Below are 21091 nucleotides of genomic sequence, written 5' to 3'. Positions count from 1 at the left end.
GGCTCGTCTTTTTCGTTTCCGACGACCTCCCAGGTCGCGGTCAAAGATAAGGCTTGTCAGTTTGGGTTGTCTCAGCTATGATGGCGCCCGCTGTTCATTCAGCCTTGTTTTTAGTCTCTGGAACACGCAAGTGTTACAGGCCAGTAGCTCAATTGGCAGAGCAGCGGTCTCCAAAACCGCAGGTTGGGGGTTCGATTCCCTCCTGGCCTGCCATCCTTCCCCAGGATGGTATTCGACTTCTTACCGATTCTCGATTCTAGCGATCGCTGCACCCTTGAGGAGTCTCTTTGATGAAACAGAACGCCGAGGTGCAGGAAGCGCGCCACGACGGGTTCAAGTGGTCGGTCGTTGTCATTCTTCTTGTGCTGGCTGTTGCTGGCAACGCCTATTTTGCTGACCAAGCGCTGCTTTATCGCGTGCTTGGCGTCGTCGTGCTTGGTGTTGCAGCGGCTGCTCTGGCGATCACGACCAACAAAGGCCGTGATGTTGTCGAGCTGGCAAGTAGTGCGCGCCGCGAGATCCAGCGCGTCGTTTGGCCGACCCGACAGGAAACTGTCCAGACAACTGCCATCGTGCTGGGTGCCGTGCTTATCGTGGGCCTGTTGCTATGGCTCATCGATACCACCCTCGGCTGGCTGATGTCCGGCATCGTCAGTTAACGGAGTTTCCATGTCCAAGCGTTGGTATGTCATACACGCCTATTCCGGTTTCGAAAAGCAGGTCATGCGTTCGCTCAACGAGCGTGTGAAGCTTTACGCCATGGAAGATCACTTCGGTGAGATTCTCGTGCCGGTCGAAGAAATCGTCGAAATGCGTGACGGCAAGCGCCGCAAGAGCGAGCGCAAGTTCTACCCGGGCTACGTGCTGGTCGAGATGGACATGAATGATCAGTCCTGGCACCTGGTGAATGAAACCCCGCGCGTCATGGGTTTCATTGGCGGAACCCCGGAGAAGCCGGCAGCGATTACCCAGAAAGAAGCCGACGCCATGCTGCGTCGCGTTCAGGATGGCACCGACAAGCCGCGTCCGAAGACTCTCTTCGAGCCGGGAGAGACGGTGCGTGTCATTGATGGCCCGTTTGCCGACTTCAATGGCGTAGTCGAAGAAGTGAATTACGAAAAGAGCCGTCTGCAGGTCAGCGTGCTGATCTTCGGGCGTGCCACGCCGGTGGAGCTCGAGTTCTCCCAGGTCGAGAAGGACTGATCCCAGGATCATCATCTCACCTGTTTGAATACGAGCGTCACGGCAACACGACGGGTCGCCTGAGGCGGCCCGGTTTTACGGGGAGCCGCAAGGCGCTACCACCCATACTGGAGTCCTATCATGGCCAAGAAAGTACAGGCTTACATCAAGCTGCAGGTTGCAGCCGGTAAAGCTAACCCGAGCCCGCCCGTGGGCCCTGCCCTCGGTCAGCACGGTGTCAACATCATGGAGTTCTGTAAAGCGTTCAACGCCGCTACCCAGAACGTCGAGCCGGGTCTCCCGACTCCTGTGGTCATCACTGTCTATTCCGACCGTAGCTTCACTTTCGTCACCAAGACGCCGCCTGCGGCCGTCCTGCTGCTGAAAGCCGCTGGTCTGAAGTCCGGTTCTGGCGAGCCGAACAAGAAGAAGGTCGGTACCGTGACTCGCGCTCAGCTCGAAGAGATCGCGACCACCAAGGAGCCGGATCTGACAGCTTCCAATCTGGACGCTGCTGTTCGCACCATCGCCGGTACTGCCCGTAGCATGGGCCTGAACGTGGAGGGTCTTTGATCATGGCCAAGATTTCAAAGCGCGCCCAGGCGATCAACGCGAAAGTTGAATCCGGCAAGGTCTACAGCGTCGAAGAAGCTGTCGCACTGCTGTCCGAGCTGTCCACCGTCAAGTTCAAGGAGACCATCGAAGTCTCTCTGAACCTGGGTGTTGACCCGCGTAAATCCGATCAGGTCGTTCGCGGCGCTACCGTAATGCCGAATGGCACCGGTAACGAAGTGCGCGTCGCTGTCTTCACCCAGGGTGCCAACGCTGAAGCAGCGAAGGAAGCCGGTGCAGACGTGGTCGGCATGGACGACCTGGCAGAACAGGTCAAGAAAGGCGTGATGGACTTCGACGTCGTCATCGCTTCTCCGGATGCCATGCGCGTTGTCGGTCAGCTGGGCCAGATCCTCGGTCCGCGCGGCCTGATGCCGAACCCGAAGGTCGGCACCGTGACGCCTGACGTCGCGACTGCCGTGAAGAATGCCAAGGCTGGTCAGGTACGTTTCCGTACTGACAAGAACGGCATCATTCACGCCGGTATCGGCAAGATCGACTTCAGTGCAGACTCCATTCAGGGTAACATTGACGCCCTGGTGGCCGAAGTCAAGAAGCTGAAGCCGAGCACTTCCAAGGGTGTCTACCTGAAGAAGATCACCCTGTCCAGCACCATGGGTCCGGGCCTGACTGTCGATCACGCCAAGTACGCGTAAGGCAGTCTCAGAATGTTTCACTTTGCGGTCCCCGTGCTCAGCCGCGGGGCGCCGTCAAAGACCGCAGGCGCTGGCCTTGTCATCTCGGTGACGGGGCCGGCTTAATCGCGCCGCGATGCTTGCATTGCGCGTAGCCTGCGCAGATGGTGTCCCAGCCTTGCTGGTGGCAGCCATCCTCCAAGACTCTCCCGCGCAGTTCTGGTGAGAGAGATGGTAAACCACTGGGGAATTCGTTCCCCGGCACGAAATGGAGTCAACACCGTGGCTTTAGGTCTCGAAGACAAGAAGGCAATTGTTGCTGAGGTCAGCGAAACCGCCAAGGGTGCTCTCTCCGTAGTCGCTGCCGACTCTCGTGGTGTGACTGTTGGTGCAATGACCGAATTGCGCAAACAGTGCCGCGAAGCGGGCGTCCAGCTGCGTGTTGTTCGCAACACTCTGGCTCGTCGCGCGCTGTCCGGTACCTCTTACGAGGTGCTGAACGAGTCCTTCGTCGGCCCGACTCTGCTTGCATTCTCCATGGAACACCCGGGCGCTGGCGCTCGTCTGTTCAAGGAATTTGCCAAGAAGGTCGAGGCGTTCGAAGTCAAGGCATTGGCCTACGAAGGCGAGTTCATCCCGGCGGCGAATATCGACCGTCTGGCATCTCTGCCGACCCGCGATGAAGCACTGTCCAAGCTGCTGTCTGTCATGAAGGAAGCTTCTGCAGGCAAGCTGGTCCGTACTATCGCAGCACTGCGCGATCAGAAGGAAGCCGAAGCTGCCGCGTAAGCAGCGCTTTGACCTCCTGGCTGTCTCGTGCAGCCTGATTCGATTTCCGTTTGACCGAGCATCTTTGCTCCGCAAAGTTTAGGATTGCTAAAATGGCACTGACCAAAGAAGACATCATCAACGCCGTCGCTGACATGACCGTCATGGAAGTGGCTGAGCTGATCGAAGCAATGGAAGAGAAGTTCGGCGTTTCCGCCGCTGCCGCCGTCGTCGCTGGCCCGGCCGCTGCTGGTGAAGCCGCTGAAGAACAGACCGAGTTCGACATCGTTCTGACTGCTGCTGGTGACAAGAAAGTCAACGTCATCAAGGCTGTGCGTGAACTGACTGGCCTGGGTCTGAAAGAAGCCAAGGCAGCTGTCGACGGCGCTCCGGCCACCCTGAAAGAAGGTGTGAGCAAGGAAGACGCTGAAGAAGCGAAGAAGAAGCTGGAAGAAGCTGGCGCGTCCGTGGAACTCAAGTAACTCGTGTTCCAGGCTGCGCACGCTGCGTAAGCTTCCTGGCTGGTGGCGGACTCCGCCACCAGCCTTTTTCTGTTGCAAGACGAATTATGACGGCGAGCCAGCCCGCAAGGGAGGCTTGCCGTCCGCGCCTGATGGACATCGCCGCGCCATCAGGTATGAGCCGACCACGCATCGGTCACCCAAGGTGAACAAGCTGGGGAATACAGATGGCTTACTCATACACTGAGAAAAAACGCATCCGCAAGGATTTTGGCAAACTGCCCCAAGTGATGGATGTGCCTTACCTGCTGGCCATCCAGCTTGATTCCTACCACGACTTTCTCCAGCAGGACAGGGCGCCAGAACAGCGCCTGGAAGTCGGCCTTCACGCTGCCTTCAAGTCCGTGTTCCCGATTGCCAGCTTCTCTGGCAACGCAGCGCTCGAGTATGTCAGCTACCGCTTCGGTACGCCGGCGTTCGACGTCAAGGAATGTCAGCTGCGCGGAGTCACTTACTCTGCACCGCTGCGCGTGAAAGTGCGCCTGATGATCTATGACAAGGAATCGTCGAACAAGGCGATCAAGGACATCAAGGAGCAGGAAGTCTACATGGGGGAAATCCCCCTGATGACAGAGAACGGTACCTTCGTCATCAATGGTACCGAGCGTGTCATCGTGTCACAGCTGCACCGCTCGCCGGGTGTGTTCTTCGACCACGACAAGGGCAAGAGCCACTCGTCCGGCAAGCTGCTGTACTCCGCACGTGTGATTCCTTACCGCGGTTCCTGGCTGGACTTCGAGTTTGATCCGAAGGACAACGTCTACGTCCGTATCGACCGTCGTCGCAAGCTGCCGGCTTCCGTTCTGCTGCGTGCCATGGGCATGACCAGCGAAGAGATTCTCGGTACGTTCTTCGACACCACGATGTACCACATCGAGCGCAGCGGCTTCTCCGTTGAGCTGGTGCCGGCACGTCTGCGTGGCGAGACCGCCGCCTTCGACATCAAGGATGCCGACGGTAGCGTGATCGTGGAGGAAGGTCGTCGTATTACACAGAAGCACGTCCGTCAGATGGAAGCCTCCGGCCTCGAGCGTCTCGAAGTGCCGATGGACTACCTGTATGGCAAGGTGCTGGCCAAGGATCAGATCGATCCGGCCACTGGTGAGCTGGTCTGTGAAAGCAACAGCGAGATCACTCCGGAACTGCTGGAGAAGATGGCTCAGGCCAAGATCACCCAGTTCGAAGTCATCTACACCAACGACCTGGATTGCGGTCCCTTCGTGTCCGATACCCTGAAACTGGATACCACGCGTAACCAGCTCGAGGCATTGGTCGAGATCTACCGCATGATGCGTCCGGGCGAGCCGCCGACCAAGGACGCAGCCGAGTCACTGTTCCAGAACCTGTTCTTCAGCGAAGACCGCTACGACCTGTCGGGCGTGGGCCGCATGAAGTTCAACCGTCGCCTGCGTCGCGAAAGCGATACCGGCAGCGGTGTGCTCGATCAGGACGATATCCTGACCGTCATGAAGGAGCTGATCAGCATCCGTAACGGCAATGGCGATGTCGATGACATCGACCACCTGGGGAACCGTCGTATTCGCTCTGTGGGCGAAATGGCGGAAAACCAGTTCCGTGTCGGTCTGGTCCGCGTCGAGCGTGCGGTCAAGGAGCGTCTGTCCATGGCCGAGAGCGAAGGCCTGATGCCGCAGGATCTCATCAACGCCAAGCCGGTCGCGGCGGCGGTGAAGGAATTCTTCGGTTCCAGCCAGCTCTCCCAGTTCATGGATCAGAACAACCCGCTGTCCGAAGTGACGCACAAGCGCCGTGTCTCCGCGCTTGGCCCGGGTGGTCTGACCCGTGAGCGCGCCGGTTTCGAAGTTCGTGACGTTCACGCCACGCACTACGGTCGTCTGTGCCCGATCGAAACGCCGGAAGGCCCGAACATCGGTCTGATCAACTCGCTGGCGACCTACTCCAAGACCAACAGCTATGGCTTCCTCGAGACGCCGTACCGCAAGGTCGTGGATTGTCAGGTCACCGACGATGTCGTCGATCTGTCCGCGATCGAGGAAGGCGATTTCATCATCGCCCAGGCCTCCGCGACCGTCGACGAGAACGGCCGTCTGGTCGACGACCTCGTCCAGGTTCGTCACCGTGGCGAGACCACCTTCATGGCGCCGGAAAAGGTCACCATGATGGACGTGTCTCCGCGTCAGGTCGTCTCTGTCGCTGCGGCACTGATCCCGTTCCTCGAGCACGATGATGCCAACCGCGCCTTGATGGGTGCGAACATGCAGCGTCAGGCCGTTCCGACTCTGAAGGCTGACAAGCCGCTGGTCGGTACCGGTATGGAGCGCTTCGTGGCGCGTGACTCCGGCGTCTGCGCCGTGGCACGTCGTGGCGGCGTCATCGATTCCGTCGATGCCAAGCGCATCGTCGTACGTGTGCGGGAAGAAGAGATCATCGGCGGTGAGGCCGGCGTTGATATCTACAACCTGACCAAGTACGTGCGCTCGAACCAGAATACCTGTCAGAACCAGCGCCCGATCGTGCGTCCTGGCGACGAAGTCGCCATCGGCGACATCCTGGCCGACGGCCCGTCCGTCGACATGGGGGATCTGGCCCTGGGTCAGAACATGCGCCTGGCGTTCATGCCCTGGAATGGCTTCAACTTCGAGGATTCCATCCTGTTCTCGGAGCGTGTGGTGCAGGAAGATCGCTTCACCACCATCCACATCCAGGAACTGACCTGTGTCGCGCGTGACACCAAGCTCGGGCCGGAAGAAATCACTTCCGATATCCCGAATGTCGGCGAATCCGCACTCTCCAAGCTGGATGAGTCCGGTGTCGTCTACATCGGTGCCGAGCTGAACCCGGGCGACATCCTGGTCGGCAAGGTCACGCCGAAGGGCGAGACCCAGCTGACGCCGGAAGAGAAGCTGTTGCGTGCCATCTTCGGCGAGAAGGCGTCCGACGTTAAGGACACCTCTCTGCGTGCCCCGACCGGCATGAAGGCCACCGTCATCGACGTTCAGGTCTTCACCCGTGACGGCGTCGAGAAGGATCAGCGTGCGCTCTCCATCGAGCAGATGCAGCTGGCCGAGGTCCGCAAGGACCTGCAGGAAACCTACCGCATCGCGGAAGAGGCGACCTTCGAGCGTATGCAGCGCAACCTGGTCGGTCAGGCCGTCAACGGTGGTCCGAAGCTCAAGAAGGGCGACGTGCTGACCGATGACTACCTGGAAGCACTGCCGCGCCAGGAGTGGTTCAAGCTGCGTCTGCAGGACGAGTCTCTCAACGAACTGCTGGCTCAGGCCGATGAGCAGCTCGAGATCCGTCGTCGCGAGATGGACGAGCGCTTCGAAGACAAGAAGCGCAAGCTCACCCAGGGGGATGATCTGGCACCGGGCGTGCTCAAGATCGTCAAGGTGTACGTCGCCGTGAAGCGTCGTATCCAGCCGGGTGACAAGATGGCCGGTCGTCACGGTAACAAGGGTGTCATCTCCGCGATCATGCCGGTCGAAGACATGCCGTTCGATGGCAATGGCGAGTCGGTTGACGTCGTGCTGAACCCGCTGGGTGTACCGTCGCGCATGAACGTCGGTCAGATCCTCGAGACCCACCTCGGCATGGCCGCGCGTGGTCTGGGTGTGAAGATCGAGCACATGCTGCGTGAAGAGCGTGCCGAGCAGGTCAAGCAGATCCGCGAATTCCTCGACAAGGTGTACAACACCGTCGGTGGTCGCCAGGAAGACCTCTCCGTGCTCAGCGATGATGAAATCATCACCATGGCGCACAACCTGAAGAAGGGCGTGCCGATGGCTACGCCGGTCTTCGATGGCGCCAAGGAACACGAGATCAAGCAGTTGCTCACGCTGGCCGGTATCCCTGATTCCGGACAGATGGACCTCTACGATGGCCGCACCGGCGAGAAGTTCGATCGCAAGGTGACCGTCGGTTACATGTACATGCTCAAGCTCAACCACCTGGTGGATGACAAGATGCATGCGCGTTCGACCGGCTCCTACTCCCTCGTCACGCAGCAGCCGCTGGGTGGTAAGGCGCAGTTCGGTGGTCAGCGCTTCGGTGAGATGGAGGTCTGGGCCCTCGAGGCGTACGGCGCTGCCTACACCCTCCAGGAGATGCTCACGGTCAAGTCCGATGACGTGGAAGGCCGTACCAAGATGTACAAGAGCATCGTAGATGGCGATCACACCATGCAGGCGGGCATGCCCGAATCCTTCAACGTGCTGGTGAAGGAAATCCGCTCGCTGGGTATCGACATGGAGCTGGAAGGCTGACGCCGAAAAGCCACAAGTATTGACGGTCCGCAAAGCCTGGTGTCAGCAGCCAGGCTTTGCCCATGACAACTCCGCAACGGAGCGACCCATGAAAGATTTGGTGAAAGTTCTCAAATCGCAGGCGCAGTCCGAAGAATTCGACGCCATCAAGATTACCCTGGCGTCTCCGGACATGATTCGCTCGTGGTCTTTTGGTGAAGTGAAGAAGCCTGAAACCATCAACTACCGGACATTCAAGCCGGAACGTGATGGTCTTTTCTGTGCCAAGATCTTTGGCCCGGTGAAGGACTACGAGTGCCTGTGTGGCAAGTACAAGCGGATGAAGCATCGCGGCATCATCTGTGAGAAGTGTGGCGTTGAAGTGACCAAGGCGGCAGTGCGTCGTGAGCGTATGGCTCACATCGAACTGGCGAGCCCGGTCGCGCATATCTGGTTCCTGAAGTCTCTGCCGTCCCGTATCGGCATGCTGCTCGACATGACTCTGCGTGATATCGAGCGCGTGCTGTACTTCGAAAGCTTCGTGGTCATCGACCCGGGCATGACGACCCTCGAGAAGGGGCATCTGCTCAACGATGAGCAGTACTTCGAAGCGCTGGAAGAATTCGGTGATGATTTCGACGCCCGCATGGGTGCCGAGGCCATCAAGGCGCTGCTCGAGGACATCGAGCTGGAAGAAGAGGTCGAGCGCCTGCGTGAAGAGATTCCGCAGACCAACTCCGAGACCAAGATCAAGAAGCTGTCCAAGCGCCTCAAGCTGCTGGAAGCCTTCTATTATTCCGGCAACAAGCCGGGCTGGATGATCATGGAAGTGCTGCCAGTGCTGCCGCCGGACCTGCGTCCGCTGGTACCGCTGGACGGCGGCCGCTTCGCGACCTCGGATCTGAACGATCTGTATCGTCGTGTGATCAACCGCAACAATCGCCTCAAGCGTCTGCTCGACCTCAATGCGCCGGACATCATCGTGCGCAACGAGAAGCGCATGCTGCAGGAATCCGTGGATGCACTGCTCGACAACGGTCGTCGCGGTCGCGCCATCACCGGTTCCAACAAGCGTCCGCTGAAGTCGCTGGCCGACATGATCAAGGGCAAGCAGGGTCGTTTCCGTCAGAACCTGCTGGGCAAGCGTGTCGACTACTCCGGTCGTTCCGTCATCACCGTCGGCCCGACCCTGCGTCTGCACCAGTGTGGTCTGCCGAAGAAGATGGCGCTTGAGCTGTTCAAGCCGTTCATCTACGCCAAGCTGCAGGCCTCCGGTCACGCCAGCACCATCAAGGCCGCCAAGAAGATGGTCGAGCGCGAAGCCCCGGAAGTCTGGGATTTCCTCGCCGACGTCATCCGCGAGCATCCGGTGCTGTTGAACCGTGCCCCGACTCTGCACCGTCTGGGTATCCAGGCGTTCGAGCCGCTGCTGATCGAAGGCAAGGCCATCCAGCTGCACCCGCTGGTCTGCGCTGCGTACAACGCCGACTTTGACGGTGATCAGATGGCTGTCCATGTACCGCTGACGCTGGAAGCCCAGCTGGAAGCGCGTGCGTTGATGATGTCGACCAACAACGTGCTGTCGCCGGCCAACGGCGAGCCGATCATCGTGCCGTCCCAGGACGTCGTGCTGGGTCTGTACTACATGACCCGCGAGAAGATCGGTGCCAAGGGTGAGGGCATGGCCTTCGCGAATCTGGGTGAAGTCGAGCGTGCCTTCGGCACGCACAGCGCTCACCTGCACGCGATGGTCAAGGTCCGTCTGACCGAGACACTCAAGGATGAAGAGTCCGGCGAGCTGTACGAGAAGACGTCCCTGCACGACACTACCATCGGTCGCGCACTGCTGTTCCGCATTCTGCCGAAGGGCATGCCGTTCGAGCTGATCAACCAGGTGATGAAGAAGAAAGCCATCTCCGGTCTGATCAACGAGGCGTACCGTCGTGTCGGTCTGAAGGACACCGTCATCTTCGCTGACCAACTGATGTATACCGGCTTCCGTCTCGCGACCTGGTCCGGCGCCTCCATCGGCGTCAACGACTTCGTCATTCCGGACGCGAAGAAGGTCATCATCGACGCGGCTGAAGACGAAGTGAAAGAGATCGAAGACCAGTTCTCCTCCGGTCTCGTGACCGCGGGTGAGAAGTACAACAAGGTCATCGATATCTGGGCGCGTGCCAACGACCGTGTCGCCAAGGAGATGATGGCAGGTATCTCGAAAGAGACCGTCGTCAACTGGAAAGGCGAAGTGGTCAATGACGAAGACGGCAAGCCGATGGAGCAGGACTCCTTCAACAGCGTCTTCATCATGGCCGACTCCGGTGCGCGTGGTTCCGCCGCACAGATTCGTCAGCTGGCTGGTATGCGTGGCCTGATGGCCAAGCCGGATGGCTCGATCATCGAGACGCCGATCACCGCCAACTTCCGTGAAGGTCTGAACGTACTCCAGTACTTCATCTCTACCCACGGTGCCCGTAAGGGTCTGGCGGATACGGCACTGAAAACCGCCAACTCCGGTTACCTGACCCGTCGTCTGGTCGATGTTGCCCAGGATCTGGTCATCACCGAAGCGGATTGCGGTACTCAGGAAGGGCTGATCCTGCACCCGGTCATCGAGGGTGGCGACATCATCGTCCCGCTATCCCAGCGTGTGCTGGGTCGTGTCGTGGCGCAGGACGTGGTGGATCCGGTCTCTGATGAGGTCCTGATCGCACGCGGCACGCTGCTCGACGAAGCCTGGTGTGCACAGCTTGATACCATGGGTGTCGATGAGATCGTCGTGCGTACCACCATCGCCTGTGAAACCGTGCACGGTGTCTGCTCGGCCTGTTATGGCCGTGATCTGGCACGTGGTCATCAGGTGAACGTCGGTGAGGCCATCGGTGTCATCGCGGCACAGTCCATCGGTGAGCCGGGTACCCAGCTGACCATGCGTACCTTCCACATCGGTGGTGCCGCCTCGCGTGCCTCTGCCGTGGACAGTGTTCAGGTCAAGCATGGCGGCAGTGTGCGTCTGCACAACATCAAGTCGGTCGAGCGTGCCGATGGCAAGCTGATCGTCGTCTCGCGTTCCAGTGCGCTGGCTGTCGCGGATGATCATGGCCGTGAGCGCGAGTTCTACAAGCTGCCTTACGGTGCCGAGCTGTCCGTGCGTGATGGTGACAAGGTCGAGTCCGGTCAGGCCGTCGCCAAGTGGGACCCGCACACTCACCCGATCGTTGCCGAAGTGGCGGGTCAGGTGCAGTTCACTGACATGGAAGATGGTCAGACCATCAACCGTACCACCGACGAGATGACAGGCCTGTCCTCCATCGAAGTCATCGAGAGCGCCTCGCGTCCGTCCGCGGCACGTGACAAGCGTCCGATGATCATGCTGGTGGATTCCAGTGGCAAGCATGTGACACTGCCGGGCTCCAACACGCCGGTCCAGTACCTGCTGCCGGGCAATGCCGTGGTATCCGCCGAGAATGGCGCGGCCGTCGGCGTGGGTGACGTCATCGCACGTATCCCGATGGAGGCGTCCGGTAACAAGGACATCACCGGTGGTCTGCCGCGTGTTGCTGACCTGTTCGAGGCGCGTCGCCCGAAAGAGCCGGCCATCCTGGCCGAGATCTCCGGTACCGTGACCTTCGGCAAGGAAACCAAAGGCAAGCGTCGTCTGACCATCACACCGGTGGAAGGTGATCCGTTCGAGCTGTTGATCCCGAAGTGGCGCCAGATCAGCGTCTTCGAAGGTGAAACGGTCGAGAAGGGTGAAGTCATCTCCGATGGCCCGAGCAACCCGCACGATATCCTGCGTCTGCTCGGTGTTGCGGAAATGACCAAGTACATCACCACCGAAGTCCAGGAGGTCTATCGCCTCCAGGGTGTCGGCATCAACGACAAGCACATCGAAGTCATCGTGCGTCAGATGCTGCGCAAGGTCGAAATCACCGATTCCGGCGATTCCACCTTCATCACAGGCGACCAGGTGGAATACGCCCGCGTCGTCGAAGAAAACATGCGTCTCGAGGCCGACGGCAAGTTCCCGGCCAAGTTCGATCGCATCCTGCTCGGTATCACCAAGGCGAGCCTGGCAACTGAATCGTTCATCTCCGCGGCGTCCTTCCAGGAAACCACGCGAGTTCTGACCGAGGCATCTGTCACCGGCAAGCGCGATTATCTCCGTGGTCTGAAGGAGAATGTCGTTGTCGGTCGCCTGATTCCGGCGGGTACTGGCCTGGCCTATCATGACGAGCGTCGTCGCCGTCGCGATGGCCTGCCGCTCGCACCGGCCCCGTCGGCACAGGACGTCGAGCAGGAATTGGGCGCACAGCTCACTGCCCTCGACGCGGACGACGACGACCTCTGAGGTCTTGCGCCCCGCCGTCTCTGACGGCGGGGTTGACGCCCTTGTGGCCCAAGCCCTAGAATATGCAGCCTTTAACAGTAGGGCAGGTGCATCCTGCCCTGTTGTTGGAAGGCAGTACAACCCATTGGAGCAAGCAAATGGCAACCGTTAACCAGCTCGTGCGCAAGCCGCGCAAGCGTCAGGCGTCCAAGAGCGACGTCCCTGCGCTGCAGGCATGTCCGCAGAAGCGTGGCGTGTGTACCCGTGTATACACTACTACCCCGAAGAAGCCGAACTCCGCACTCCGTAAGGTTTGCCGTGTTCGCCTGACCAACGGCTTCGAAGTCACTTCATACATCGGCGGTGAAGGTCACAACCTTCAGGAGCACTCTGTTGTTCTGATCCGTGGCGGTCGTGTGAAGGATTTGCCGGGTGTCCGTTACCACACCGTTCGTGGTGCACTGGATACCTCTGGCGTGCAGAACCGTAAGCAGGGCCGTTCCAAGTACGGCGCCAAGCGTCCGAAGGCGTAATTCAAAGTTTAACATCGGTCTGATAAGAGTAAGGTCGGGCGTCGCGTCCAACGCGAGGCGTCCCGGGTTTACCTGAAGGACCCTTCTACTGAGGGCTTATCATGCCTAGAAGACGTGTAGCAGCTAAGCGCGAAATCCTGCCGGATCCGAAGTTCGGAAGCGAGCGCCTGGCCAAGTTCATGAACCATCTGATGATCAGCGGCAAGAAGTCTGCAGCTGAGCGCATCGTTTACGGTGCTCTCGATCGTGTTGCCGAACGCTCCAATGACGAGCCGCTGGACCTCTTCGACAAGGCGCTGGAAGCCATCCAGCCGATGGTCGAAGTGAAGTCCCGTCGTGTTGGTGGTGCAACCTACCAGGTGCCGGTTGAAGTTCGTCCTTCCCGTCGTCAGGCACTGGCCATGCGTTGGCTGGTGGACGCTGCGCGCAAGCGTGGCGAAAAGACCATGGTGCAGCGCCTCTCTGGCGAGATCCTGGATGCCGCTGAAGGCAAGGGTTCTGCTGTGAAGAAGCGTGAAGACGTGCACCGCATGGCAGAAGCCAACAAGGCCTTCTCCCACTACCGCTTCTAAACAACGGGGATACTCACCGTGGCACGCAAGACTCCACTTAAGCGTTACCGCAACATCGGTATCTGTGCCCACGTCGACGCCGGTAAGACTACCACTACCGAGCGCGTCCTGTTCTATACCGGCCTGTCTCACAAGGTCGGCGAAGTCCACGATGGTGCTGCCACCATGGACTGGATGGAGCAGGAACAGGAACGTGGCATCACGATCACCTCTGCGGCGACCACCTGCTTCTGGCAGGGCATGAACAAGCAGTTCGACGAGCACCGTATCAACATCATCGATACTCCGGGGCACGTTGACTTCACTGTTGAAGTCGAGCGTTCACTGCGTGTTCTCGATGGCGCGGTCGTGGTGCTGTGTGGTTCTTCCGGTGTCCAGCCGCAGACAGAGACTGTCTGGCGTCAGGCCAACCGTTACGAAGTTCCGCGCATGATCTTCGTCAACAAGATGGACCGCGCTGGCGCGGACTTCTTCATGGTCGTCGATCAGGTGCGCAAGCGCCTGGGCGCGAACGCCGTCCCGATCCAGATCAACTGGGGTGCGGAAGACGAGTTCAAGGGCGTCATCGATCTGATCAAGATGAAGGCCATTGTCTGGGACGAAGACAACCACGGCATGAACTACGAGCTGATCGACATTCCGGCCGAGCTGCAAGAGACAGCTGCCGAGTGGCGTGAACACATGCTCGAGTCTGCTGCTGAATCGTCCGAAGAACTGATGGACAAGTACCTTGAAGAAGGCGAGCTGTCCGAGGAAGAAGTCAAGGCTGCGCTGCGTCAGCGTACCCTGGCCAACGAAATCTGCCTCGTGACCTGTGGTTCTGCCTTCAAGAACAAGGGTGTCCAGGCGGTTCTGGATGCGGTCATCGAATACATGCCGTCTCCGCTTGAAGTCAAGGCCATCGAGGGTGAGCTTGACGACAAGGACGGTACCATCGAGACCCGCGAAGCTGACGACAAGGCTCCGTTCGCGGCGCTGGCGTTCAAGATCGCGACCGATCCGTTCGTTGGTACCCTGACCTTCATTCGCGTCTACTCAGGCGTGCTGAAGTCGGGTGATGGCGTCTTCAACTCCGTCAAGAGCAAGAAGGAGCGTGTCGGTCGTATCGTCCAGATGCACTCCAACTCTCGTGAGGAGATCAAGGAAGTCTATGCTGGCGATATCGCCGCATGTATCGGTCTGAAAGACGTGACCACCGGTGACACCCTGTGTGACCCGGACCACAAGATCGTGCTTGAGCGCATGGAATTCCCTGAGCCGGTCATCTCCGTTGCCGTCGAGCCGAAGTCCAAGGCCGACCAGGAAAAGATGGGTGTTGCACTGGGCAAGCTGGCCCAGGAAGATCCGTCCTTCCGCGTCGAGACCGACGAAGAGTCCGGTCAGACCATCATCTCCGGTATGGGTGAGCTTCACCTGGACATCCTCGTCGACCGCATGCGTCGCGAGTTCAATGTCGAGGCGAACATCGGCAAGCCGCAGGTGGCTTACCGTGAGACCATCCGTACCAAGGTCGAGCAGGAAGGCAAGTTCGTTCGTCAGTCCGGCGGTCGTGGTCAGTTCGGTCACGTCTGGCTTCGCATTGAGCCTCTCACTGCAGAGGACAAGGGCGACGACGAAGAAATGACCTTCAAGTTCGAGTCCGAGATCGTCGGTGGTGCGGTTCCGAAGGAATACGTGCCGGCCGTCGAGAAGGGCGCCGCTGAGCAGCTCAAGAATGGTGTCATCGCCGGTTATCCGATGATCGACGTCAAGGTCACGCTGTTCGATGGTTCCTACCACGACGTCGACTCCAACGAGACTGCGTTCAAGGTCGCCTCTTCCATGGCGATCAAGGCCGGTGCCCCGAAAGCGGGTGCAGTGCTGCTTGAGCCGCTCATGAAAGTCGAAGTCGTCACGCCTGAAGATTTCATGGGTGACGTCATGGGCGACCTGAACCGTCGTCGTGGCCTCGTTCAGGGCATGGATGATTCTTCCACTGGCAAGATCATCAATGCACTGGTGCCGCTGGGTGAGATGTTCGGTTATGCGACCGACCTGCGCTCACAGACCCAGGGCCGCGCAAGCTACTCCATGGAGTTTGCGAAATACGACGAAGCACCGAACAGCATCGTCGAAGCCGTCATCAATCAGAAGTAACCGATTAGCTAACGAAAGAGGTTATAGCAGTGGCTAAGGAAAAATTTGAGCGTTCGAAGCCGCACGTCAACGTCGGCACCATTGGTCACGTCGATCACGGCAAGACCACTCTGACTGCGGCTCTGACTCGCGTCTCTGCAGAAGTCTTCGGTGGTGACGCGCGTGCGTTTGACTCCATCGATAATGCCCCGGAAGAGCGCGAGCGTGGTATCACCATCTCCACCGCTCACGTGGAATACCAGTCCGAAGTGCGTCACTACGCGCACGTCGACTGCCCGGGTCACGCCGACTACGTCAAGAACATGATCACCGGTGCTGCCCAGATGGACGGCGCTATCCTGGTCTGCTCCGCTGCTGACGGCCCCATGCCGCAGACTCGCGAGCACATCCTGCTGTCCCGTCAGGTCGGCGTTCCGTTCATCGTTGTCTTCCTGAACAAGGCTGACATGGTCGATGACGAAGAACTGCTCGAGCTGGTCGAGATGGAAGTTCGTGAACTCCTGAGCGAGTACGACTTCCCGGGCGACGACACTCCGATCGTCATCGGTTCCGCCCTGATGGCTCTGGAAGGCAAGGACGACAACGGCATGGGTACTACCGCCGTTGCCAACCTGATCAAGGCCCTGGATGCGTACATCCCGGAGCCGGAGCGTGCTATCGACCAGCCGTTCCTGATGCCGATCGAAGACGTCTTCTCCATCTCTGGCCGCGGTACCGTCGTCACTGGCCGTATCGAGCGTGGTCTGGTCAAGACTGGCGAAGAGATCGAGATCATCGGCGTGCGTGACACCACCAAGACTACCGTTACCGGTGTCGAGATGTTCCGCAAGCTGCTGGACGAAGGTCGTGCTGGCGAAAACGTCGGCGCCCTGCTGCGCGGCACCAAGCGTGATGATGTCGAGCGTGGCCAGGTTCTGGCCAAGCCGGGCTCCATCAAGCCGCACACCAAGTTCGAAGCCGAAGTCTACGTCCTGTCCAAGGAAGAAGGCGGTCGTCACACTCCGTTCTTCAAAGGCTATCGTCCGCAGTTCTACTTCCGTACCACTGACATCACTGGTACCTGTGAGCTGCCGGAAGGCGTCGAGATGGTCATGCCGGGCGACAACGTCCAGATGGTCGTGTCTCTGATCGCTCCGATCGCCATGGAAGATGGTCTGCGTTTCGCTATCCGTGAAGGCGGTCGTACCGTCGGCGCTGGCGTCGTGGCCAAAATCGTCGAGTAAGGTTCTCCTTACCTGACACAGAAGGGGGCCCTGATGGGCCCCCTTTTCTCGCATGTTTGACACCTGATGTCAGTCTGCCTATAATGCGCATCCTTTGAATGCGTGGGTGACGGCCTACGCCGTCGACATCCATTGGAGTTTTGGGCAATGCAAAACCAGAAGATTCGCATCCGGTTGAAAGCATTCGACCACCGTCTGATCGACCAGTCCTCTGCAGAGATCGTTGAAACTGCAAAGCGTACCGGTGCTCAGGTTCGTGGCCCGATCCCGCTGCCGACCCGTCGCGAGCGTTACACCATCCTGGTCTCTCCGCACGTCAACAAGGACGCGCGTGACCAGTATGAGATTCGTACCCACAAGCGCGTTCTCGATATCGTCGAGCCGACAGAGAAGACTGTCGACGCGCTGATGAAGCTTGACCTGGCTGCCGGTGTGGACGTCCAGATCAAGGTTGACTGATACCTCACTAGTCACTGCGGCCCAGCGCTCTCACTGATAGAGCAGCAGCCGCCACGCCGGGATGGCGTCATACAATGTGCTAGTGGAATGCTCTGGAAAGGGCAGCCATAGCGGGTGACAGCCCCGTACACTAAAGGAGACTGAACATGTCTATCGGTTTAGTCGGTAAGAAGGCCGGGATGACCCGTGTCTTCACCGAAGCTGGCGCCTCTGTGCCGGTTACCGTGATTGAAGTTGAGCCGAACCGCATCGTGACCATCAAGTCTCTCGAGACTGACGGCTACAATGCTATTCAGGTGACAACTGGCTCTCGTAAAGCCAAGCACCTCACCAAGGCAACTGCTGGTCAGTATGCCAAGGCGGGTGTAGAGGCTGGCCGTACCCTGATGGAATTCCGCCTGAACGAAGGCGACGAAGCTCCTGCAGTGGGCGGCGAACTCACCGTATCCCTCTTTGAAGCTGGTCAAAAGATTGATGTGACCGGCACCTCCAAGGGTAAAGGTTTCCAGGGCGCAGTTAAGCGCTGGAACTTCCGCACCCAAGACGCTACCCACGGTAACTCACTGTCGCACCGCGCGCCGGGTTCCATCGGTAACTGTCAGACCCCGGGCCGCGTCTTCAAAGGTAAGAAGATGGCTGGCCAGATGGGCAACGTCCGTTCCACCGTCCAGAGCCTGGAAGTGGTCCGCGTCGACGCTGAACGCAATCTTCTGCTGGTCAAGGGTGCCGTTCCAGGTGCTCCGGGCGGCGAAGTGATCGTGCGTTCCGCTGTGAAAGCTCGCTGAGGGGAATTAACCGATGAATCTTAATCTTGCAGGTGCAGGCGGCGCAGTAGACGTCTCCGATGCCACCTTTGGTAAGGACTTCAACGAGGCTCTGGTTCACCAGGTCGTCACCGCCTATCTGGCTGGTGCACGTCAAGGTACCGTGGCTCAGAAGACCCGTTCTGACGTGTCCGGCGGTGGCAAGAAGCCGTGGCGTCAGAAAGGTACTGGTCGTGCACGTGCCGGTACCATCCGTTCCCCGCTGTGGCGTTCTGGCGGTGTGACCTTTGCAGCGCGTCCTCAGGACCATTCGCACAAGGTCAACCGCAAGATGTATCGCGCTGCCATGCGTTCCATCCTGTCCGAGCTGGTCCGTCAGGATCGCCTGGTCGCGGTCGACGCTATCAGCGTCGAAGCTCCGAAGACCAAGCTGCTGATCGCCAAGCTCCAGGAACTGGGCCTTGAGAAAGCGCTGATCGTCACTGAAGAGCAGGACGTCAACCTGTACCTGGCCGCGCGCAACATCCCGTATGTTGACGTCGTCAATGTCGCTGGCGCTGACCCGGTCAGCCTCGTCGGTTACGACAAGGTGCTGATGACTGTCGCTGCCCTGCGCAAGTTCGAGGAGAACCTGGGATGAATCAGGAACGCGTATTCAAGGTCCTGCTTGGTCCTCACATGACCGAGAAGGCCGCGGTCGCTGCCGAGAACAACCAGTACGTGTTCAAGGTTGCCAGCGACGCGACAAAGCCCGAAATCAAGAAAGCCGTCGAAGCGCTGTTTGGCAAGAAAGTCGATCGTGTCCAGGTTCTGAACATGAAAGGCAAGACCAAGCGCACCGCTCGCGGTGTTGGTCGTCGCGCTGGTTATCGCAAGGCCTATGTAACTCTGGCCGCCGGCGAGACCATCGAAGACTTCTCTGGCGCCGAGTAAGGCAGGAGTACGGAACATGGCAATTGTTAAGACAAAACCTACCTCCGCCGGTCGCCGCCACCTGGTAAAGGTCGTCAATGACGAACTTTTCAAAGGTCGCGCGTACGCTCCGCTGCTTGAAAAGCAGTCAAAGTCCGGTGGTCGTAACAATAATGGTCGCATCACTACTCGCCACATCGGCGGTGGTCATCGTCACCATTACCGTCTGGTTGATTTCAAGCGCAACAAGGATGGCATTCCGGCCATCGTTGAGCGTCTGGAGTACGATCCGAACCGTAGCGCGAACATCGCGCTGGTGAAGTACCTTGACGGCGAACGTCGCTACATCATTGCACCGAAAGGTGTCTCTGCTGGCGATCGTCTCGAGTCTGGTGTTAACGCACCGATCAAGAAAGGCAACGCTCTGCCGCTGCGCAATGTCCCGGTGGGTTCCACCGTTCACTGTGTAGAGCTGAAGCCAGGCAAGGGCGCCCAGATCGCTCGTAGTGCAGGTACCAGTGCCCAGGTCGTGGCACGTGACGGTAACTACACCACGCTGCGTCTGCGCTCTGGCGAGATGCGTAAGGTGCTGTCCGAATGCCGTGCAACTCTCGGCGAAGTGGGCAACTCCGAGCACAGCCTCCGTCAACTGGGCAAGGCCGGTGCTAAGCGTTGGAGAGGCGTGCGCCCGACTGTTCGCGGTGTCGCGATGAACCCGGTCGATCACCCGCATGGTGGTGGTGAAGGTCGTACCTCTGGTGGCCGTCACCCGGTCAGCCCGTGGGGCGTCCCGACCAAGGGTCACAAGACTCGCAAGAACAAGCGCACCGATAAGCTTATCGTCCGTCGCCGCAAGGCCAAGTAACAGATATTGAGGGGTAACGGCTGTGCCACGTTCACTGAAGAAAGGTCCTTTTATTGACCTTCATCTGCTGAAGAAGGTTGAGACAGCAGTGGAAAAGAACGACCGCAAACCGATCAAGACCTGGTCGCGTCGTTCCATGATCCTGCCGAACATGGTCGGGCTCACCATTGCCGTCCATAACGGTCGCCAGCATGTCCCGGTTCTCGTTTCTGAGGAAATGGTCGGTCACAAGCTCGGCGAGTTTGCTGCCACCCGCACATACCGCGGGCACGCTGCAGATAAAAAAGCCAAACGGTAAGCCAGAGAGGATTTAAGAGATGGAAGTAGCTGCTAAGCTGCGCGGCGCTCGTTTATCCGCCCAGAAGGCCCGTTTGGTGGCTGACCAGGTGCGCGGTAAGCCGGTCGCCGAGGCGCTGAATCTGCTCGCTTTCTCACCGAAGAAGGCCGCGAAGATTGTTCGCAAGGTTCTGCAGTCCGCGATCGCGAATGCGGAAGAAAACAACGGCATGGACATTGACGAGCTTCGCGTCTCGACTATCTGTGTCGACGAGGGCATGACGCTCAAGCGCATCCAGCCACGTGCCAAAGGCCGTGCGGATCGTATCTTGAAGCGCACTTGTCATATCACCGTCAAGGTAGCCGAGAAGTAGGAGACGACCAATGGGTCAGAAAGTTAATCCGACAGGTTTCCGACTGGGTATTGTCAAGGATCATACCTCTGTCTGGTACGCCGAAGGCGCTACCTATGCCGACAAACTGAACAACGATCTGCAGGTGCGTGGATTCCTGGAAGAGCGTCTGAAAAGCGCTTCCGTGAGCCGCATCAGCATCGAGCGTCCGGCAAACAACGCCCGTATTACCATTCACACCGCCCGTCCGGGTATCGTGATCGGTAAGAAGGGTGAAGATGTCGATCGCCTTCGTCGTGAAGTTTCCGAGATGATGGGCGTTCCCGTCCACATCAACATCGAGGAGATTCGCAAGCCGGAACTCGATGCCAAGCTGGTTGCTGCCAATGTGGCAGGTCAGCTCGAGCGTCGTGTCATGTTCCGTCGTGCGATGAAGCGTGCTGTGCAGAACGCAATGCGTCTGGGCGCCAAGGGCATCAAGATTCAGCTCTCTGGTCGTCTCGGCGGTGCCGAAATCGCCCGTACCGAATGGTACCGCGAAGGCCGCGTTCCGCTTCACACCCTGCGTGCTGACATTGATTACTCCACCTTCGAAGCTCACACCACCTACGGCATCATTGGTGTCAAGGTCTGGATCTTCAAAGGCGAGATCCTCGGTGGCATCGAAGAGGTGCGAGCCAAGGCGAAGCAGCCCGCGTCCGCACCCAAGAAGAAAGGCAAGTAAGGG

General features: G+C 59.0%; 20 protein-coding genes and 1 tRNA gene. All 21 read left to right on the top strand.

Annotation, left to right across the window (positions count from 1 at the left end; genetic code table 11):
* Positions 1-137: 137 nt before the first annotated feature.
* The 21 genes from AC5WNI_RS16400 (at position 138) to rpsC (ending at position 21088) form a co-directional block, all read left to right on the top strand.
* A tRNA-Trp gene (locus AC5WNI_RS16400) sits at positions 138-213 on the top strand.
* Between the two features lie 77 nt (positions 214-290).
* Complete coding sequence (gene secE / locus AC5WNI_RS16395) at positions 291-659, top strand: preprotein translocase subunit SecE (RefSeq protein ID WP_043334897.1); 369 nt, start codon at positions 291-293, stop codon at positions 657-659.
* Positions 660-669: 10 nt separating this feature from the next.
* Entirely contained in the window at positions 670-1203 is a 534-nt protein-coding gene (nusG, locus tag AC5WNI_RS16390; protein ID WP_175090306.1) for a transcription termination/antitermination protein NusG, read from the top strand.
* Between the two features lie 120 nt (positions 1204-1323).
* Positions 1324-1755 carry a 50S ribosomal protein L11 gene (gene rplK, locus AC5WNI_RS16385; RefSeq protein ID WP_043334893.1) on the top strand — a complete coding sequence of 144 codons (432 nt, stop codon included), beginning with the start codon at positions 1324-1326 and terminating at the stop codon, positions 1753-1755.
* A 2-nt stretch (positions 1756-1757) separates the two neighbouring features.
* A complete protein-coding gene (gene rplA, locus AC5WNI_RS16380; RefSeq protein WP_175090307.1) occupies positions 1758-2450 on the top strand; it encodes a 50S ribosomal protein L1 in 693 nt (230 codons plus the stop codon).
* A 261-nt stretch (positions 2451-2711) separates the two neighbouring features.
* On the top strand, positions 2712-3218 hold the full coding sequence (gene rplJ / locus AC5WNI_RS16375) for a 50S ribosomal protein L10 (RefSeq protein ID WP_043334888.1): 507 nt from the start codon (positions 2712-2714) through the stop codon (positions 3216-3218).
* 92 nt (positions 3219-3310) lie between these two features.
* Positions 3311-3679 (top strand): 50S ribosomal protein L7/L12, encoded by a 369-nt coding sequence (gene rplL / locus AC5WNI_RS16370; RefSeq protein WP_043334886.1) that lies wholly within the window; start codon positions 3311-3313, stop codon positions 3677-3679.
* A gap of 206 nt (positions 3680-3885) precedes the next feature.
* Positions 3886-7962: a DNA-directed RNA polymerase subunit beta gene (gene rpoB / locus AC5WNI_RS16365; RefSeq protein WP_043334884.1), complete on the top strand. Its 4077-nt coding sequence runs from the start codon at positions 3886-3888 to the stop codon at positions 7960-7962.
* An 88-nt stretch (positions 7963-8050) separates the two neighbouring features.
* Complete coding sequence (rpoC, locus tag AC5WNI_RS16360; RefSeq protein ID WP_175090308.1) at positions 8051-12292, top strand: DNA-directed RNA polymerase subunit beta'; 4242 nt, start codon at positions 8051-8053, stop codon at positions 12290-12292.
* A 137-nt stretch (positions 12293-12429) separates the two neighbouring features.
* Positions 12430-12804 carry a 30S ribosomal protein S12 gene (rpsL, locus tag AC5WNI_RS16355; RefSeq protein WP_043334880.1) on the top strand — a complete coding sequence of 125 codons (375 nt, stop codon included), beginning with the start codon at positions 12430-12432 and terminating at the stop codon, positions 12802-12804.
* 101 nt (positions 12805-12905) lie between these two features.
* The gene (rpsG, locus tag AC5WNI_RS16350; RefSeq protein WP_043334878.1) at positions 12906-13376 is read left to right on the top strand and encodes a 30S ribosomal protein S7; all 471 of its coding nucleotides are present in this window, start codon (positions 12906-12908) and stop codon (positions 13374-13376) included.
* A gap of 18 nt (positions 13377-13394) precedes the next feature.
* Positions 13395-15512, top strand: coding sequence for an elongation factor G (gene fusA, locus AC5WNI_RS16345; protein ID WP_175090309.1), 2118 nt, complete (start codon positions 13395-13397; stop codon positions 15510-15512).
* Positions 15513-15541: 29 nt separating this feature from the next.
* Entirely contained in the window at positions 15542-16735 is a 1194-nt protein-coding gene (gene tuf / locus AC5WNI_RS16340; RefSeq protein WP_065392570.1) for an elongation factor Tu, read from the top strand.
* Between the two features lie 147 nt (positions 16736-16882).
* Positions 16883-17194, top strand: a complete 312-nt coding sequence (gene rpsJ, locus AC5WNI_RS16335) for a 30S ribosomal protein S10 (RefSeq protein ID WP_024950650.1) — start codon at positions 16883-16885, stop codon at positions 17192-17194.
* A 146-nt stretch (positions 17195-17340) separates the two neighbouring features.
* Positions 17341-17979: a 50S ribosomal protein L3 gene (gene rplC, locus AC5WNI_RS16330; protein WP_024950651.1), complete on the top strand. Its 639-nt coding sequence runs from the start codon at positions 17341-17343 to the stop codon at positions 17977-17979.
* Between the two features lie 13 nt (positions 17980-17992).
* Positions 17993-18598 carry a 50S ribosomal protein L4 gene (gene rplD, locus AC5WNI_RS16325; RefSeq protein ID WP_054556901.1) on the top strand — a complete coding sequence of 202 codons (606 nt, stop codon included), beginning with the start codon at positions 17993-17995 and terminating at the stop codon, positions 18596-18598.
* Positions 18595-18891, top strand: coding sequence for a 50S ribosomal protein L23 (rplW, locus tag AC5WNI_RS16320; protein WP_043334865.1), 297 nt, complete (start codon positions 18595-18597; stop codon positions 18889-18891). Before rplD ends, rplW begins: the two co-directional genes overlap by 4 nt.
* Positions 18892-18907: 16 nt before the next feature.
* Entirely contained in the window at positions 18908-19735 is an 828-nt protein-coding gene (rplB, locus tag AC5WNI_RS16315) for a 50S ribosomal protein L2 (protein ID WP_043334862.1), read from the top strand.
* 22 nt (positions 19736-19757) lie between these two features.
* A complete protein-coding gene (rpsS, locus tag AC5WNI_RS16310; RefSeq protein ID WP_024950655.1) occupies positions 19758-20033 on the top strand; it encodes a 30S ribosomal protein S19 in 276 nt (91 codons plus the stop codon).
* Between the two features lie 19 nt (positions 20034-20052).
* Positions 20053-20385: a 50S ribosomal protein L22 gene (gene rplV / locus AC5WNI_RS16305; RefSeq protein ID WP_043334859.1), complete on the top strand. Its 333-nt coding sequence runs from the start codon at positions 20053-20055 to the stop codon at positions 20383-20385.
* 10 nt (positions 20386-20395) lie between these two features.
* A complete protein-coding gene (rpsC, locus tag AC5WNI_RS16300; protein ID WP_043334856.1) occupies positions 20396-21088 on the top strand; it encodes a 30S ribosomal protein S3 in 693 nt (230 codons plus the stop codon).
* The last annotated feature ends 3 nt before the right edge of the window (positions 21089-21091 follow it).

This window comes from Cobetia sp. PDI-12MA, assembly GCF_059507695.1.
This window is presented reverse-complemented; position numbering and strand designations above follow the sequence as displayed.